Below are 17,219 nucleotides of genomic sequence, written 5' to 3'. Positions count from 1 at the left end.
TCCCCGGTTGTAGATTAGATTCATGAGCCTTGCACAGGAGATCAACCGGGTTGTAGCGCCCTTCGAAGTCATCAGCGAATTCCAGCCCGCCGGTGACCAGCCCGCCGCCATCGCGGAACTGACTGAGCGCATCAAAAACGGTGAAAAGGACGTGGTCCTGCTCGGTGCCACCGGAACCGGCAAGAGCGCCACCACGGCCTGGCTTATCGAGCAGGTCCAGCGGCCCACCCTGGTGATGGTGCAGAACAAGACCCTGGCCGCCCAGCTGGCCAACGAGTTCCGCGAACTGCTGCCCAACAACGCCGTGGAATACTTCGTCTCCTATTACGACTACTACCAGCCTGAAGCCTACGTTCCGCAAACCGACACCTTCATCGAGAAGGACTCCTCGGTCAATGAGGAAGTGGAAAGGCTGCGCCACTCCGCCACCAACGCCCTCCTGACCCGGAGGGACGTGATCGTGGTGGCAACCGTGTCCTGCATCTACGGCCTGGGCACGCCTGAGGAGTACATCGCCGGCATGGTCACGCTCCGCAAGGGGCAGCAGATGGACCGCGACCGCCTGCTGCGCAAGTTTGTCGCCATGCAGTACACGCGCAACGACATGGACTTTCACCGCGGCACCTTCCGGGTCCGCGGCGACACCGTGGAGATCATCCCGATGTACGAGGAACTCGCCCTCCGCATCGAGTTCTTCGGCGACGAAGTGGAGAACATCCACACCCTGCATCCGGTCACCGGAGAGATCATCCGGGAGGAGACCGAGATGTACGTCTTCCCCGCCTCCCACTACGTTGCGGGTCCGGAACGGATGGGACGTGCCATCAAGGCAATCGAGGACGAGCTGTCGGAACGCCTGGCCGTGCTGGAGGGCCAGAACAAGCTGGTGGAAGCGCAGCGCCTGCGGATGCGCACCACCTATGACCTTGAGATGATGCAGCAGATGGGTTTCTGCAACGGCATCGAGAATTACTCGAGGCACATTGACGGCCGCGCGGGGGGCACCGCCCCGCACTGCCTCATCGACTACTTCCCGGACGATTTCCTGCTGGTCATCGATGAATCCCATGTCACCGTGCCGCAAATCGGGGCAATGTATGAAGGCGACATGTCCCGCAAACGGACCCTGGTGGACCACGGCTTCCGGCTTCCCTCCGCCATGGACAACCGCCCGCTCAAGTGGGACGAGTTCCTCGAGCGCGTCGGCCAGACCGTCTACCTGTCCGCCACGCCGGGCAAGTATGAACTCGGCAAGGCGGACGGCTTCGTCCAGCAGATCATCCGTCCCACCGGCCTCATCGATCCGGAAGTCGTGGTCAAACCGACGAAGGGCCAGATCGACGACCTCCTCGGGGAGATCCGCACCCGGGTGGCTCAGGACGAGAGGGTCCTGGTCACCACCCTGACCAAGCGGATGGCCGAGGACCTTACGGACTACCTGCTGGGCCACGGCGTCAAAGTGGAGTACCTCCACTCCGACGTGGACACCCTCCGCCGCGTCGAGTTGCTGCGCGAACTCAGGATGGGCAGCTTCGACGTGCTGGTGGGCATTAACCTGCTCCGCGAGGGCCTGGACCTGCCGGAGGTCTCGCTGGTCAGCATCCTGGACGCCGACAAGGAAGGCTTCCTGCGCTCGGCCACGTCGCTGATCCAGACCATCGGACGTGCGGCCCGCAACGTATCGGGCCAGGTCCACATGTACGCTGACCGCATCACCGACTCGATGGCCAAGGCCATCGACGAAACGAACCGGCGCCGGGCCATCCAGGTCGCGTACAACACCGAAAACGGGGTGGATCCGCAGCCGCTTCGGAAGAAGATCGCGGACATCACGGACCAGCTTGCCCGTGAAGACGCCGACACCCAGGAGCTGCTGAGCAACAACAGGCTGGCGAAGGGGGCCAAGCGGGCGAAGTCCGGTGCGAAAGGGGCCGCCAAGGTCAGGGCTGACGGCCTCGCAGCGGCGCCGGCCGAGGACCTCGTGGGCCTCATCGAACAGCTGACGGAACAAATGCACGGTGCCGCGGCAGAACTCCAGTTTGAGGTGGCGGCCAGGATCCGTGATGAAGTGAGCGAACTCAAGAAGGAACTCCGCCAGATGCAGGCCGCAGGACACGCCTGACCGGGCTGGCAGAATGCAGGGTGGGGCGGACCCCTGCTGCTGTTGTACAGTTAACGTCACGTAGGGGAGTATCCCAAGCGCTACGATCGTCAACACGCCAGGCATGGTTGCCTGGCCGGGCGTAGCGGGCCGCCGCTTCAGCACCAAGTGCACAGGCTGGCCGGAGAGACTTACACCGCTTCTCTGTACCCTGCGAAAGGCATTCCTATGCTCGAACTTCCCCTGTGGTTCGAGGTCGGCTCGTTCGTCGTCCTCGGCATCATCCTCGCCCTTGACCTCCTCCTGGTGCTGCGCCGTCCGCACGAGCCGTCCATGAAGGAGGCCGGCCTGTGGGTGGCCTTCTACGTGACACTGGCCCTGGTCTTCGCCGGGGCCATGTTCCTGTTCGCGGGCCCGGAGTACGGCGGGCAGTTCATCGCAGGCTGGGTCACCGAATACAGCCTGAGCATCGACAACCTCTTCGTCTTCATCATCATCATGGCCCGCTTCTCGGTACCGCGTAAGTACCAGCAGGAAGTGCTCATGGTGGGCATCATCATCGCACTCATTCTGCGCGGCATCTTCATCATGCTGGGCGCCATAGTCATCGAACAGTTCAGCTGGGTCTTCTACATCTTCGGTGCCTTCCTGCTCTGGACAGCCTGGAAGCAGGCACAGGATGAGGGCGAAGACGAAGAGGACAGGGAAAACCCGATCATTGAGAAGCTCCGCAAGGTGATTCCGATGTCGGACAAATACGACGGCGGCAAGCTGCGGACCCTGGCGGACGGCAAGAAGGTCTTCACTCCGATGCTGATTGTCTTTGTCACCATCGGCATGACCGACCTGTTGTTTGCCGTTGACTCGATCCCGGCCATCTTCGGGCTCACCCAGAGTGCCTTCATCGTCTTCACGGCCAACCTCTTCGCGCTGATGGGCCTCCGCCAGCTCTACTTCCTGCTGGGCGGACTGATGAACCGGCTGGTCTACCTCAAGCACGCACTGTCCGTCATCCTGGCATTCATCGGCGTGAAGCTGGTCCTGCATGCGATGCATGTCAACGAACTCCCCTTCATCAACGGCGGGCATCATATCGAGTGGGCTCCGGAGATCCCCACCTACGTGTCCCTGGGCGTGATCGTCGGCACCATCATCATCGCCGTAATCGCCAGCCTTGCCAGCTCGAAGGCGGAGGCGTCCAAGATTGATCCCCGGCTCGAGGAAGACGCCAAGAAGAGCCTCAGCGACGCCGACTAGTCTTTTGGCTATGCTCGGAGCGTGACCTTAAACTCCACGACGGCGCTGGACCCCCAGAGGGTCCAGCGCCGTACTGTCATCATCCTCAGCGTGGCCCAACTCCTCAGCGGAATCGGCAGCGGGGCCAGCCTTTCCGTGGGCTCGCTGCTCGCGGTCCAGCTCTCGGGCTCCAACGCCTGGGCGGGCTCAGTCACCACCACCATGACGCTGGCGACGGCGGTTGCCGCCATGCCGCTGGCCGGCCTCGCCGAACGGCAGGGCCGCAGGGTGGGTCTGGTAACAGGGGTGCTGTCAGGCATGCTGGGCGCAGTCCTGGTGATCGCGGCAACAGTTTCCGGGTTGTTTCCCGTGCTCCTGGCCGGGGCCGCCCTCCTGGGCCTGGGCACGGCCGCCAACCTCCAGGCGCGGTTCGCGGCCGTTGACCTCGCGGAACCTGAGCACCGGGGCCGGTCGCTGGCCATCGTGGTCTGGGCAATAACTGCCGGTGCCGTGGCGGGCCCCAACCTGATTAAGCCGGGGGCGGCAGTGGGGGAGGCCCTGGGCCTACCCGCCATCGCAGGCCCGTTTGTTTTCTCAGTAGCCGGACTCGCGCTGGCAGCCCTCCTGTTGCTGGTCGGCCTCCGCCCGGATCCGCTGCTCCACGCCCTCGCCCTCAGGCAGGCCGGCGTCGGGAACGGTGATGCGCCTTCAGGTCCGGGCGTCCGCCGGGGATCCCTCCGCCGGGGCCTGGCAGCCGTCCGCTCATCGCCCGGTGCAGGCCTGGCACTGCTGGCGATCGTCACGGCGCACGCCTGTATGGCTGCTGTCATGTCCATGACCCCGCTGCACCTGCAGTTGCTGAGCGAAGGCCCCCTGGCTGGAGGCGGGGCCGGCCACGTCCATACGGCCAGTACCGACGTTTTTGTGCTGATCGGATTCACGATTTCACTGCACATTGCCGGGATGTATGCGCTGTCCCCGGTGATGGGCTGGCTTACGGACAGGGCAGGAAGAATCCCCACCCTGATTCTGGGGCACGTGCTCATCCTGCTGGCGGCATGCTGTGCCGGATTCGGCGCTGGACAGCCCCCGCTGGTCACCACGGGCCTGGTGCTGCTGGGCCTCGGCTGGTCCGCCGCCACCATTTCGGGTTCCACGCTGCTGGCGGAGAGTGTCCTTCCGGACCACCGCGTGCTGGTCCAGGGCGTCTCGGACACGCTCATGAGTGCGGCCGGCGCTGTGGGCGCCGGCACCTCGGGCCTGGTCATGAGCTGGATCGGCTACCAGGGACTGAACATGTTCGCAATGGCCATCGCTGCACTCGTGGCGGCTATCGCCTGGGCCTATAAGGTGCGTCCGGCAGCGCCGAGCGGCTAAGCCCCCAGGGGACGTCAGCCGCGGGCTGAGCGCACCATTCCGAGCAGCCGGCCGAAGATCGCCTCGCCGTCGTCGGCAATGCCGTCATGGTGGAAGTCACCAGTTTCCCAGACCTGCAGTCCGCGGACCGCCGCAGCTGTCTCCAGCGAAAGGCTGCGGTCAACATAAATGTCATCCGTATAGACGGCCGCCGCCACGGGCACGGTGTTGGCAGCGAGGCGCCGAGGATCGTACAGCGGCTTCCAGTCAGGCTTCGCGGCTACCAGCGCCGCCACCTCCTGCAGCGGCCGGAGGGCAGGATCCTGTTGGAAGTACCACGGATACACCATCTCACCGGTCAGCAGCAGCGGTTCGGCATCGGGACGGAACTCCGGATACTCCTGCAGCACGCGCCAGGCAGCCCAGTCAGTGGCCTTGCCCTGGCCGTAGATGGATTCATGCAGCAGGGCATAAAGGGGATTCCCCTGGCGGGACACGATTCCCTGGACCTGGTCCAGGAACGCATCGGAGAGCCTGCAGCCGCCCGTCGTGTCCGTGAAGGCGTCTTCCAGGAGATAGTGGAGGCCATCCACCCTGGTGTTTCCGCCAAGGAACGCACCCACCATCTGGAAGCGTTCCACGGTGAGCAGGGCGCCGTCGGGCAGGAACTCCGGAGTCCGCCGCAGGTGGCTGGCGACCCGGTCCACCGTCCCGCGGTCCTCCGGATACCAGCTGAAGTATTGTGCATTCCGGGCCGCCACTCGCCTGAACGTTGCCCGGTACACGTCCTCGGCCTGGCGGGATAGCGGCGCAAGCCCGCCGGTGATGAGGGCCTCCTTGAGCCCTTCCGGCGCAAAAGACAGGTAGCTGAGCGCGCAGAAGCCGCCATAGCTCTGCCCGTAGATGCTCCAGGGTCCCGATCCCAATGCCTGCCGGATGGCTTCCGCATCGGCAACAATCGAATCCGCTCTGAAGAGCTCCAGATACGCGGCCTGCTCCTCGGGTGTGCCGTGCATCGGCAGTGTGTTCCGGTCGATCGGGGAGGAGAGGCCGGTTCCGCGCTGGTCAAGCATCAGGATCCGGAAGTCCTTGGCCGCAGCCTTGCTCCAGCCGCCCAGTGAAGCAAGCCTGTTGCCGCGGCCGCCCGGGCCGCCCTGGAGAAACAGCAGCCAGGGAAGGCCCTCTGCCTCGGCGGGGGTGTGGGAGGCGGACACGTATTCCCGGGCAAAGACGGTGATGGTGTCATCTTCCCGGCCCGCGGCGCCACGGCGGCCGCCTGCTCCCTGCCCGAAGTGGTCCAGCGGAACCGTGAAGTAGTGCTCTGCCGTGCGCATCCCGCGGAATTCGTGGCGGGCTTTGACAGTATGTTCGGAGACTGTACGTCCGGGGGCCAGGCGTGCCAGGGCGGCGGGTGCTGATGACTCAGCCATGGAGGGCCGCTCGGGCGTTGCTGCCAAAGTCTTCCAGCGCGGAGCCGGTCAGCCGGAATGTGGTCCAGCCGTCCATCGGCGATGCGCCAAGATTCCGGTAAAAATTAATGGAGGGTTCGTTCCAGTCCAGCACACTCCATTCCACCCGGGCATAACCGTTCTCGACGGCGGCGGCGGCCAGGTGCTGCAGGAGTGCCTTGCCGTGGCCTTCCCCGCGGGCGTCCGGGGTGACGTAAAGGTCCTCCAGGTAGATGCCGTGGGTGCCTTCCCAGGTGGAATAGTTCAGGAACCAGAGCGCAAAGCCCTGCACAACCCCGGCAGCATTTTCCGCCATGGTGGCAAACACCCGCGGGTTATCGCCGAACAGCGCCCCGGCAAGCCTTTCCGGGGTGTTGCGGACGGCGTCCGGTTCCTTTTCATAGACCGCGAGTTCGCGGATCATCTGGAGGATCGCGGGGACGTCTTGCGCTGTCGCAGGGCGGATTACACTCATCATCCGAGTTTACAAGCGGCTACAGCCTGTTGACGTCGGTCACCCGGACGACGGCAGTGCCCGTTTCGTCGGACGCGGCCAGGTCAACTTCGGCCGAGATTCCCCAGTCGTGGTTGCCGGCGGGATCGTCAAAGATCTGCCGCACCTTCCACACAGCGGGCTCTTCGGTGATGATCAGCAGTCCCGGGCCGCGGGCATCCGGTCCGGTGCCGATGTCCTGGTGTTCGTCGAAGTAGTCGTCCAGCACGTCCTCCCAGCGGTCGGCATCCCAGCCGGCACCGCCGTCGAGCTCTTCCAACGCTGTTGCGTCCTCATCGGCGAACAGTTCCACGCGGCGGAACATTTCGTTGCGGACCATGACCCGGAAGGCGCGGATGTTGGAGGTCAGCGACGGCGGGGGCGGCGGCGGCGCGTCATGCGGCGTCGGCGCTGCGCCGGAGGTCAGCTCCTCCCATTCGTCCAACAGGCTGGAGTCGACCTGCCGCACCAGTTCACCGAGCCAGGCGATGAGGTCCTCAAGGTCCTCCCGGAGCAGGTCCTGCGGCACGGTTTGCCGAAGCGCCTTGAAGCAGTCCGCGAGGTACCGGAGCACGATCCCCTCGGAGCGGGCCAGTCCATAGAACTGGACGAATTCGCCGAAGTTCATCGCACGTTCGTACATGTCGCGGACCACCGACTTCGGGGCCAGCTCGAAGTCGCCCACCCACGGCGCCGCCTTGCGGTACACCTCGAAGGCCTCGCCCAGGATCTCCGCCAGCGGTTGCGGATACGTGACTTCCTCAAGCATGGCCATGCGCTGGTCATACTCGATGCCGTCGGCCTTCATGGCGGCAATGGCTTCGCCGCGTGCCTTTTTCTGTTGCGCGGAGAGGATCTGCCGGGGCTTCTCGAGCGTTGACTCGATGACTGACACCACATCCAGGGCGTACGACGCCGACTCCGGGTCCAGCAGTTCCAGCGCCGCCAGCGCGAAGGGGGAGAGCGGTTGGTTGAGCGCGAAATTCGGCTGCAGGTGGACGGTCAGCCGCACCGTCCGGCCGTCCGGTCCCTGCTGGTCTGCAGGGATCCGTTCCACCACTTCGGCTGCCAGCAGTTCGCGGTAGATCCCCAGGGCCTTTTTCATCAGCTGCAGCTGGGACGATCTGCTCTCGTGGTTCTCCGTGAGCAGGCGGCGTGCCGCGGCGAAAGGGTCACCGGGGCGTTCCATCAGGTTCATCAGCATGGAATGCGTCACAGCAAAACTGGAATTCAGGGGATCCGGCACAGATTCCACCAGCCGCTTGAACGTGGGCTCGCCCCAGGAGACGAACCCTTCCGGCGGCTTCTTCTTGACTACCTGGCGGAGCTTCTTCTGGTCGTCCCCGAACTTCGCGGTAGCCTTCGCCATGGCCTTGACGTTCTCGGTCACGTGCTCCGGAGCCTGGACCACCACGGTGCCCGCCGTGTCGTAGCCTGCACGGCCCGCCCTGCCGGCAATCTGGTGGAACTCCCGGGAGTTAAGCAGCCGGGTGCGGACGCCGTCGTACTTGCTAAGGGCCGTAAGCAGTACGGTTCGGATGGGCACATTAATCCCCACGCCAAGGGTGTCCGTCCCGCAGATTACCTTGAGCAGGCCGGCCTGGGCGAGCTGCTCCACCAGCCGCCTGTACTTCGGCAGCATGCCCGCGTGGTGGACCCCGATGCCGTGCCGGACCAGCCTGTTGAGGGTCTTGCCGAAGCCCGCGGCAAAACGGAAGTTGGCGATGAGCTCGGCGATCTTATCCTTTTCCTCGCGGGTGCAAACATTGATGCTCATCAGGGTCTGCGCGCGGTCGATCGCCTCGACCTGGCTGAAATGCACGACGTAGACGGGGACCTGCCGGGTGGAGAGCAGTTCCTCCAACGTTTCGTGGACCGGCGTCTGGTGGTAGTAGTAATGCAACGGAATGGGCCTCTCGGCCGAGCTCACGGTGGTAGTGGGACGGCCCGTGAGCTCAGTGATCCCGTTTTCAAACCGGCTCACGTCGCCCAGCGTGGCGGACATCAGGAGGAACTGGGCCTGCGGCAGTTCCAGCAGCGGCACCTGCCAGGCCCAGCCACGCTGGGGATCGGAGTAGAAATGGAATTCATCCATGATGACCGCGCCGAGGTCCGCGGCGGCGCCTTCGCGGAGGGCGATATTCGCCAGGATCTCGGCCGTGCAGCAGATGATGGGAGCGTCCTGGTTCACACCGGAATCGCCGGTGATCATCCCGACGTTCCCCGCGCCGAAGATATCGCAAAGTGCGAAGAATTTCTCTGAAACCAAAGCCTTGATGGGGGCCGTGTAATAGCTGCGCTGCCCCCGCGCCATGGCCTGGAAGTGCGCGGCGACGGCGACCAGCGACTTTCCGGACCCCGTCGGCGTGGCCAGGATGACGTTGGCGCCGCTGGCGAGCTCCATGATGGCTTCGTCCTGGGCGGCGTACAGCGCCAGGCCCCTGCTTTCAGTCCACTCGAGGAACTGGGTGTACAGCGCGTCGGGGTCAGTGCCTGCGCCGGAAAGATCGGGGGCGGACATGGCAGGCAGCTGGTCAACGAGTTTCATTGTTTTCCAGCTTAGTGCCCAGCCGGTGCGCGGGAACGGTCCGGGACCGGGTTAGGCTTCGGCGTACCGGAGCCATCACCAGACCGTGGAGACAGATGTGAAGTGGGACCCTTCGAAGTACATCCAGTTCGGCGACTACCGGGACCGGCCGTTTTTTGACCTGACCGGACGCATCCACGCCGAGAAGCCGCACCACGTGGTGGACCTCGGATGCGGCCCGGGCAACCTGACGGCAACCCTCGCCCGGCGCTGGCCGCACGCTGGCGTGCTTGGCATTGATTCGTCACCGGAAATGCTCGCCAAGGCAGCCGATTCCCGGGGCGAATCCCACCTGGCTTTTGAGCTCGCCGACATCGCCGGCTGGATGCCTTCCGCAGACACCGACGTGGTGGTCAGCAACGCTGCGCTCCAGTGGGTGCCCGGGCACCAGGATCTGCTGGCACGCTGGCTGGAGGCCCTGAAGCCCGGAGCCTGGTTCGCCCTCCAGGTACCCGGAAACTTCAATTCACCATCCCATGTCCTGATGCGGGAACTGGCTGACTCGCCACGCTGGACAGGCACGCTGAACGGAGTCCTGCGTGGCGGGGATTCTGTGAGTGAGCCGGCGGAATACCTCACCATCATGCTGGACTCCGGATGCCTGGCCGAGTCATGGGAGACCACCTATCAGCAGATCCTGACAGGACCGGATCCGGTGCTGGAGTGGGTGCGCGGAACAGCAATGCGGCCGGTACTTGCCGCTCTTACCGAGGAGGACGCGGTGGCCTTCCAGACGGAGTACGCAGCGGCCCTGAGAACGGCCTATCCGAGGAGCAGGCACGGGACGGTGTTTCCGTTCCGCAGGATCTTCGCTGTGGCGCGCAAGAAAACCTGACGCAGGATTCCAGCCCACATTTGGAGCCCGGGGGAGGGGTTTACGGCGTGGTAAAGCCGCGTGACCGGAAACGGAAAGTGATGTGGCTTACAATGACGGAGCGGCCATCGGGGAGGCGCTAAGACCGGCCGCGGCGGGCCTCCCGAACTCTTTCCAGGAGGTGTGGTGCTTTTTGGCTTGATGATCCGGCTGCTTGCCGGCTACAAGGCACCCGTGGCGGCCATTGTCCTCCTTCAGCTGGTCCAGACGGCGGGAAACCTTTTGCTGCCCACGATCAACGCGGCCATCATCGACGACGGCATCGTGGCCGGCAACACCCCCTTGATCCTCCGGCTCGGCACTGTGATGGCAGTCATTGCCGCCCTCCAGGCGGCAGCGGCCATCGCGGCCGGGTACCTCGGTGCAGTGGTGGCGATGCAACTGGGCCGTCAGCTCCGGGGAGAGCTCTTTGCCAGGATCCAGTCGCTGTCCTCCCAGGAGGTGGCGGAATTCGGCACGCAAAGCCTGGTCACGCGCGCCACCAATGACACCCAGCAGATCCAGTCCTTCGCCGTCCTCGTGTTCACTATGTTGGTGGCCGCACCCGTCATGGGAGTCGGTGGAGTGGTGCTGGCATTGGACCAGGACGTCGTGCTTTCGTCCGTAGTGATCATCATCATGCCCGTCCTGTTCGTCATCATGTACCTCATCGTCCGGCGCCTGGTGCCCTTGTACCGGGAAGGGCAGGAGCTGCTTGACCGGACAGGGGGAATCCTGCGCGAACAGATCATCGGGGCCAACGTGATCCGTGCCTTTGTCAGGCAACGGCATGAGACGCTCCGCTTTGCCAGGATGAACACAGGCCTGACCGGGAACAATCTGCAGTCCGCCTTGGTGGTGGCGGCCATGCTGCCCTCGATCATGATCGTGGTGAATCTCTCTTCAGTTGCAGTTGTCTGGTTTGGAGGGCACCGGGTCCATGCCGGGGAGATGCAGATCGGTGCCCTGACAGCCTTTGTCGCCTACATCCTGCAGATCCTGCTGGCCATCATGATGGCCATGTACGTGCTCATGACAGCACCCCGGGCCGCCGTCTGCGCAGAACGGATCGGGGCCGTACTGGACACTGTGCCCTCGATAAGGGATGGACAGGATCTGCACGGCACCCCGACAGATACTCACGATGACCGACCCTCCAGATACGCGGGGCCGGTTTTCGACGGCGGAGGTGTGGTGTTCCGGGGTGTGAGCTTCTCCTACCCCGGTGCTGAAGCCCCGGTGCTGGAGGACATCAGCTTCACCGCCATGCCGGGCATCACCACCGCGATCGTCGGCTCGACGGGCAGCGGAAAATCGACCCTGCTCAACCTCGTGCCGCGCTTCCTGGATTCAACCGCCGGCCTGATCACGGTGGGCGGGGCGGACGTCCGTTCCGTCTCGTTGGACTCCTTGCGGGGGAACATGGCCGTGGTTCCACAGCGGTCCCACCTTTTCACCGGGAGCATCGCTGACAATCTGCGGATCGCGGCGCCGGCGGCAACGGATCCTGAGCTCTGGGAGGCACTGGGGACTGCCCAGGCGGCGGGTTTCGTCCGTGATCTGCCGCTGGGCCTCGAGGCTCCCGTCGGACAAGGTGGAACAAACTTTTCCGGCGGCCAGCGCCAGCGGTTGTGCATTGCTCGGGCCCTGCTGCGGCGCGCGCCCCTCTACCTCTTCGACGACAGCTTCTCCGCGCTCGACTATGACACCGAGGCCCGCCTGAGGGAGGCCCTGGACGTGGCCATCGGCCGGGCCGCGGTCATTATCGTGGCTGAACGGATTGCGACGGTCACCGGTGCCGGGCTGATCCTGGTGCTCGACGATGGCCGCCTCGTGGCGCAGGGAACCCACCGGGAGCTGCTGGAGATCTCTCCCACTTACCGGCAAATTGCAGAGTCGCAGCTGGAACTGGAGGATATGCCATGACGGCGCCGTTGTCGGGGGAGCCGGCAGGCGGCAGTTTCTGGCCCACGGCACGGCGCCTGCTTGGCCTGCTGCGGCCCTTCAGATGGCAGATGCTCGCCGCCGTCGCCGCCACGTGCTGTTTTGCGGCGTCGAATGTTGCCGCTCCGAAGTACCTGGGGGACGCCACCGACATCGTTGTAGCAGGTCTCTTCACGGGGGTCCTCAACGAACCGCAGCTGGGTAAACTCCTGGCGGCGGTTGCCCTGATGTACGTCGGCGCCTCGCTTTTCAACTGGATCCAGGGCACGCTCACTGCCAGCTCCGTCCACGGCCTCATGTACCGCCTCCGTGCCTCGGTGGAGGACAAGCTGCACCGGCTCCCGTCCTCGTATTTCCAGGAACAGTCCAGGGGGGATGTACTCAGCAGGGCCACCAATGACATCGACAACATCTCGCAGGCCCTCAACCAGGTCCTGACCCAGCTGATCATGTCCGTCCTCATGCTGTGCGGTGCCCTCGCGATGATGTTGTGGATCTCTCCGCTCCTGGCCGGCATAGCCTTGGTCTCCGTTCCGCTGACCACGCTGATCACCGTCCTGGTAGCCCGCCGTTCGCAGGCACAATTCGCCTTGCAATGGACGGAGACCGGCGAGCTGAATGCGCACGTCGACGAGTTCATCACCGGGCACGAGGTCATCAAGGCCTTCGGACACCAGGAGCAGGCCGCCTCAGTGTTCCAGGCCAGCAACGACCGGCTTGCGCGGGCTTCGGCGAAGGCACAGTACGCATCGGGAGTGGTCCAGCCTCTGATGGTCCTTATCGCCAACCTCAACTACGTCGCCGTCGCGGTCGTAGGCGCATTGCAGGTCACGGCGGGAGCCATGACCATCGGGGGCATCCAGGCGTTCATTCAGTTCAGCAGGCTTTTTACCCAGCCAGTCGGGCAAATCGGCGGCATGCTCAATGTCATCCAGTCCTGCCTGGTCTCAGCACGACGGGTGTTCGCCCTCCTGGATGCCCCGGAGATCCCCGCCGAACCGGGAGGAGCGCGCTCCGCTGCGGAGCCGGCAGGCCGTATCGTCTTCCACGACGTCATCTTCGGATACCGCCCGTCGGTCCCCGTGGTCAGGGGTCTATCCTTTGCTGTTGATCCTGGCCGCACGGTGGCCATCGTCGGCCACACCGGTGCGGGCAAGACTACGGTGGTCAATCTCCTGATGCGCTTCTATGAGGTGGACTCGGGCCGGATCACCATGGGCGGCATTGATATCGCGGCCATGCCCAGGGACGCCCTCCGCGCGGGCTTCGGCGTGGTCCTGCAGGATGCCTGGCTGTTCTCCGGAACCATCAGGGAGAACATCGAGTATGGCCGGCCCGGTGCCAGTGACTCTGAGATCGTGGCAGCGGCGGAAGCCAGCCATGTGGACCACTTCGTGAGATCGCTGCCCGCCGGCTATGACACGCTGCTTGATAACGGCGGAGATCCGCTCAGCCAGGGACAGCGCCAGTTGATTTCCATCGCACGGGCGCAGCTGGCGGACCGCAGCGTCCTGATCCTGGATGAGGCCACCAGTTCCGTGGATTCTCGGACCGAAGTCCTGATTCGGCAGGCAATGCAGCGGCTGCGGCAGGGGAAGACGAGCTTCGTGATTGCCCACCGTTTGTCCACGGTCCGCGACGCTGATCTAATCTTGGTCATGGATCACGGACGCATTGCGGAACAGGGTAACCACCGGAGCCTGCTTGCAGCCAACGGCCACTACACCCGGCTCTACAACGCCCAGTTTGCGGGACGCACGGGCATGCCGGGCGCTTTGGAAGCCGGAATATGAGCGGCGTGGAGGACTTTCCCGGCACCTGGAAGCCGAACCAGGCCAGTACAGTGCCGCTGTTTGAACAGCTGCGCCTGCACGTGATCAAGCTGGCGGACAGCGGCGCCCTGCCGCCCGGTACCAGGCTTCCGGCAGTCAGGGCCCTGGCCGGGCTGTTGGATGTGGCACCCCACACCGTGGCCCGCGCCTACAAGGAACTTGAGGCCGCCGGCGTGGTGGCCACCCGCGGAAGGAACGGCACCCTGGTGCTTCCGCGGGACGCACGGTCGGACGCCCTCTCCGTCGCAGCCGGCCAGTACGCGGCAGCAGCAAGGGCGCAGGGGGCCTCGTTTGCGGAGGCTGTCCAGCTACTGGCTGCGGCCTACGACGCCGAGTAGCGGCCAGCGTGGATATTCGAAGAAGTTTTCGATTAGCATTAGTGGGTGCCTAAAGCCCTCGCTGAAGAAACAGCAGTCGAATCCGTTCCCGTCACACCCGCACCGGCCACCGCCAAGCCCTCGCGCCCGGACCTGTCGCGCCTGGTGGTCAAGGGAGCGCGGGAGCACAACCTTCGCAACGTGGACCTGGACCTGCCGCGCGACGCCATGATCGTCTTCACCGGCCTGTCCGGATCAGGAAAGTCCTCCCTGGCCTTCGACACTATTTTTGCGGAGGGCCAAAGGCGCTACGTTGAGTCGCTGTCGGCATACGCCCGCCAGTTCCTGGGCCAGGTGGACAAGCCGGACGTCGATTTCATTGAAGGACTGTCCCCGGCTGTTTCCATCGACCAGAAGTCAACCAGCAAGAACCCCCGCTCCACGGTCGGCACCATCACTGAAATCTACGATTACATGCGCCTGCTCTGGGCAAGGGTAGGCCGCCCGCATTGCCCTGTCTGCGGAGAACCGGTGACCAAGCAGACACCGCAGCAGATAGTGGACCAGTTGCTGGAGCTCGAAGACGGCACCCGCTTCCAGGTCCTTGCTCCGGTAGTCCGGGGGCGCAAAGGCGAATTCGTGGAGCTCTTCAAGGAGCTGACCGCCAAGGGCTACTCCCGGGCAAGGGTCGACGGCGACCTCGTCCAGCTGAGTGATCCGCCCAAGCTGGGAAAGCAGTTCAAGCACACCATCGAAGTGGTAGTGGACCGGCTCGTGGTCAAGGAAGGCATCAGCCAGCGCCTTACCGACTCCATTGAGACCGCCCTGGGCCTGGCCGAGGGCCGTGTCCTGGCGGAATTCGTGGACGTTGACGCGGACGATCCCGGGCGGACCCGCGCGTTCTCCGAAAACCTGGCCTGCCCCAACGAGCATCCCCTCGCCATCGACGAGATCGAGCCGCGGTCATTCTCCTTCAACAACCCTTTCGGCGCATGCGCCGCCTGCAGCGGCATCGGAACCCGGCTGGAAGTTGACGAGGAACTCATCGTCCCCAACCCCGAGCTCTCTTTGTCCGAAGGGGCCATCGCTCCCTGGTCGCTGGGAACAGCCACCACTGAGTACTGGAACCGGCTCCTGGAGGGCCTCTCCAAGGAACTTGGATTTTCCATGGACACCCCCTGGGAGAAGCTGGGCAAGGACGTCCGGCAGACGGTCCTGCACGGCAAGGACCACAAAGTGGTGGTGCAGTACCGCAACCGGTTCGGCCGGGAACGCAAGTACAGCACCGGCTTCGAAGGCGCCATCCAGTACGTCCACCGCAAGCACGGCGAGACTGACTCCGACTGGGCCCGCGACCGCTATGAAGAGTACATGCGGCAGATTCCCTGCCCTGCCTGCAACGGTGCCCGCCTCAACCCCGCATCCCTGTCGGTGCTCATCAACGGCAAGTCCATTGCCGACGTCGCCGCGCTCCCCATGCGCGACTGCGCGGAGTTCCTGAACAACCTGATACTGACCGGCCGCGAGGCCCAGATCGCACACCAGGTCCTCAAGGAGATCCAGGCGCGGCTGACGTTCCTCCTGGATGTCGGGCTGGAGTACCTGAATCTGGAACGGCCCTCGGCTACCCTCTCGGGCGGCGAGGCTCAGCGCATCCGGCTCGCCACCCAGATCGGCTCGGGCCTGGTGGGCGTGCTCTACGTCCTGGACGAGCCGTCCATCGGGCTCCACCAGCGCGACAACAGGCGTCTCATCGATACCCTGACCAGGCTCCGAGACATGGGCAACACCCTCATCGTCGTGGAGCACGACGAGGACACCATCCACGTCGCCGACTGGATCGTGGATATCGGACCGGGCGCCGGTGAACACGGCGGCCAGGTGGTCCACTCTGGTTCCTACCAGGACCTCCTGGAGAACACCGCGTCGCTGACCGGCGACTACCTGTCGGGGCGCAAGAGCATTGAAGTGCCGAAGAAGCGCCGCAAGTACGACAAGAAGCGCGAACTCAAAGTGGTGGGTGCCCGGGAGAACAACCTCGTTAACGTTGATGCCGCTTTCCCGCTGGGCCTGTTTACTGCGGTGACCGGCGTCAGCGGCTCCGGCAAGTCCACGCTGGTCAATGAGATCCTGTACAAGGTGCTGGTTAACAAGCTCAACGGTGCAAAGCAGGTGGCGGGGCGGCATAAGTCGGTCCAGGGCCTGGAACACCTGGACAAGGTGGTCCACGTGGACCAGAGCCCCATTGGCCGCACTCCGCGCTCCAACCCTGCCACCTACACCGGCGTTTTCGACAACATCAGGAAACTCTTCGCCGAGACCACTGAAGCCAAGGTCCGTGGCTACCTCCCCGGCAGGTTCTCCTTCAACGTCAAGGGCGGCCGCTGCGAAGCGTGTTCGGGCGACGGCACGCTCAAGATCGAGATGAACTTCCTGCCCGACGTTTACGTGCCCTGCGAGGTGTGCCACGGAGCACGCTACAACCGGGAGACCCTTGAAGTGCACTACAAGGGCAAGACCATCGCCGACGTGCTCAACATGCCCATCGAAGAAGGGGCGGAGTTCTTTGCCGCCTTCTCACCCATCGCACGGCACCTGAACACCCTGGTGGACGTAGGCCTGGGGTACGTGCGCCTGGGGCAACCGGCCACAACGCTCTCTGGCGGGGAGGCCCAGCGCGTCAAGCTGGCCGCGGAACTGCAGAAGCGGTCCAACGGGCGCAGCGTGTACGTTCTCGACGAACCCACCACAGGCCTGCATTTCGAGGACATCCGGAAGCTCCTGATGGTGCTCCAGGGACTTGTGGACAAGGGCAATACCGTGATCACCATCGAACACAACCTGGACGTCATCAAGAGCGCGGACTGGATCGTCGACCTCGGCCCTGACGGCGGGTCCGGCGGCGGCCAGATCGTGGCGACCGGAACCCCCGAGCAGGTGGCAAAATCCGAGGAAAGCCACACCGCGGCCTTCCTTGCTGACATTCTGGGCTGACCTGCCGGCCGGTCCTGAAAGTACTCCCTGCATATTCCGTATTTATTCCCTGCGGGGT

General features: G+C 64.4%; 11 protein-coding genes. 8 read left to right on the top strand and 3 right to left on the bottom strand.

All coding sequences use genetic code 11. The features are described 5' to 3' along the window. Nucleotides 1-22: 22 nt before the first annotated feature. The 3 genes from uvrB to QFZ40_RS09740 all read left to right on the top strand — a co-directional run bounded on the left by uvrB (nt 23) and on the right by QFZ40_RS09740 (nt 4,714). Nucleotides 23-2,122, top strand: a complete 2,100-nt coding sequence (gene uvrB, locus QFZ40_RS09750; RefSeq protein ID WP_306904124.1) for an excinuclease ABC subunit UvrB — start codon at nt 23-25, stop codon at nt 2,120-2,122. A 207-nt stretch (nt 2,123-2,329) separates the two neighbouring features. Then, entirely contained in the window at nt 2,330-3,358 is a 1,029-nt protein-coding gene (locus QFZ40_RS09745) for a TerC family protein (RefSeq protein WP_306904123.1), read from the top strand. A 21-nt stretch (nt 3,359-3,379) separates the two neighbouring features. Next, the gene (locus QFZ40_RS09740; RefSeq protein WP_306904121.1) at nt 3,380-4,714 is read left to right on the top strand and encodes an MFS transporter; all 1,335 of its coding nucleotides are present in this window, start codon (nt 3,380-3,382) and stop codon (nt 4,712-4,714) included. 14 nt (nt 4,715-4,728) lie between these two features. Here the strand turns inward: QFZ40_RS09740 and QFZ40_RS09735 are convergent, their stop codons facing one another. Genes QFZ40_RS09735 through QFZ40_RS09725 form a run of 3 tightly spaced genes read right to left on the bottom strand, consistent with a single transcriptional unit; the run spans nt 4,729 to nt 9,182 of the window. Then, the gene (locus tag QFZ40_RS09735; RefSeq protein WP_373427420.1) at nt 4,729-6,123 is read right to left on the bottom strand and encodes an alpha/beta fold hydrolase; all 1,395 of its coding nucleotides are present in this window, start codon (nt 6,121-6,123) and stop codon (nt 4,729-4,731) included. Then, a complete protein-coding gene (locus QFZ40_RS09730; RefSeq protein ID WP_306904120.1) occupies nt 6,116-6,616 on the bottom strand; it encodes a GNAT family N-acetyltransferase in 501 nt (166 codons plus the stop codon). Before QFZ40_RS09730 ends, QFZ40_RS09735 begins: the two co-directional genes overlap by 8 nt. 19 nt (nt 6,617-6,635) lie before the next feature. After that, complete coding sequence (locus QFZ40_RS09725) at nt 6,636-9,182, bottom strand: DEAD/DEAH box helicase (protein WP_306904118.1); 2,547 nt, start codon at nt 9,180-9,182, stop codon at nt 6,636-6,638. 97 nt (nt 9,183-9,279) lie between these two features. On the opposite strand from QFZ40_RS09725, the gene QFZ40_RS09720 reads away from it, so the two are divergent. From QFZ40_RS09720 to uvrA, 5 genes are all read left to right on the top strand, one after another. Continuing rightward, nucleotides 9,280-10,056: a trans-aconitate 2-methyltransferase gene (locus QFZ40_RS09720; protein ID WP_306904117.1), complete on the top strand. Its 777-nt coding sequence runs from the start codon at nt 9,280-9,282 to the stop codon at nt 10,054-10,056. A 180-nt stretch (nt 10,057-10,236) separates the two neighbouring features. After that, nucleotides 10,237-12,000 carry an ABC transporter ATP-binding protein gene (locus QFZ40_RS09715; protein ID WP_306906889.1) on the top strand — a complete coding sequence of 588 codons (1,764 nt, stop codon included), beginning with the start codon at nt 10,237-10,239 and terminating at the stop codon, nt 11,998-12,000. Beyond that, on the top strand, nt 11,997-13,811 hold the full coding sequence (locus QFZ40_RS09710) for an ABC transporter ATP-binding protein (protein WP_306904116.1): 1,815 nt from the start codon (nt 11,997-11,999) through the stop codon (nt 13,809-13,811). The genes QFZ40_RS09715 and QFZ40_RS09710 overlap by 4 nt, the downstream gene beginning before the upstream one ends. Then, nucleotides 13,808-14,188 carry a GntR family transcriptional regulator gene (locus QFZ40_RS09705; RefSeq protein WP_306904114.1) on the top strand — a complete coding sequence of 127 codons (381 nt, stop codon included), beginning with the start codon at nt 13,808-13,810 and terminating at the stop codon, nt 14,186-14,188. The genes QFZ40_RS09710 and QFZ40_RS09705 overlap by 4 nt, the downstream gene beginning before the upstream one ends. A 45-nt stretch (nt 14,189-14,233) precedes the next feature. Then, complete coding sequence (gene uvrA / locus QFZ40_RS09700; RefSeq protein ID WP_306904113.1) at nt 14,234-17,161, top strand: excinuclease ABC subunit UvrA; 2,928 nt, start codon at nt 14,234-14,236, stop codon at nt 17,159-17,161. Nucleotides 17,162-17,219: the final 58 nt, after the last annotated feature.

Source organism: Arthrobacter pascens (genome assembly GCF_030816475.1).
GTDB classification, from domain to species: domain Bacteria; phylum Actinomycetota; class Actinomycetes; order Actinomycetales; family Micrococcaceae; genus Arthrobacter; species Arthrobacter pascens_B.
This window is presented reverse-complemented; position numbering and strand designations above follow the sequence as displayed.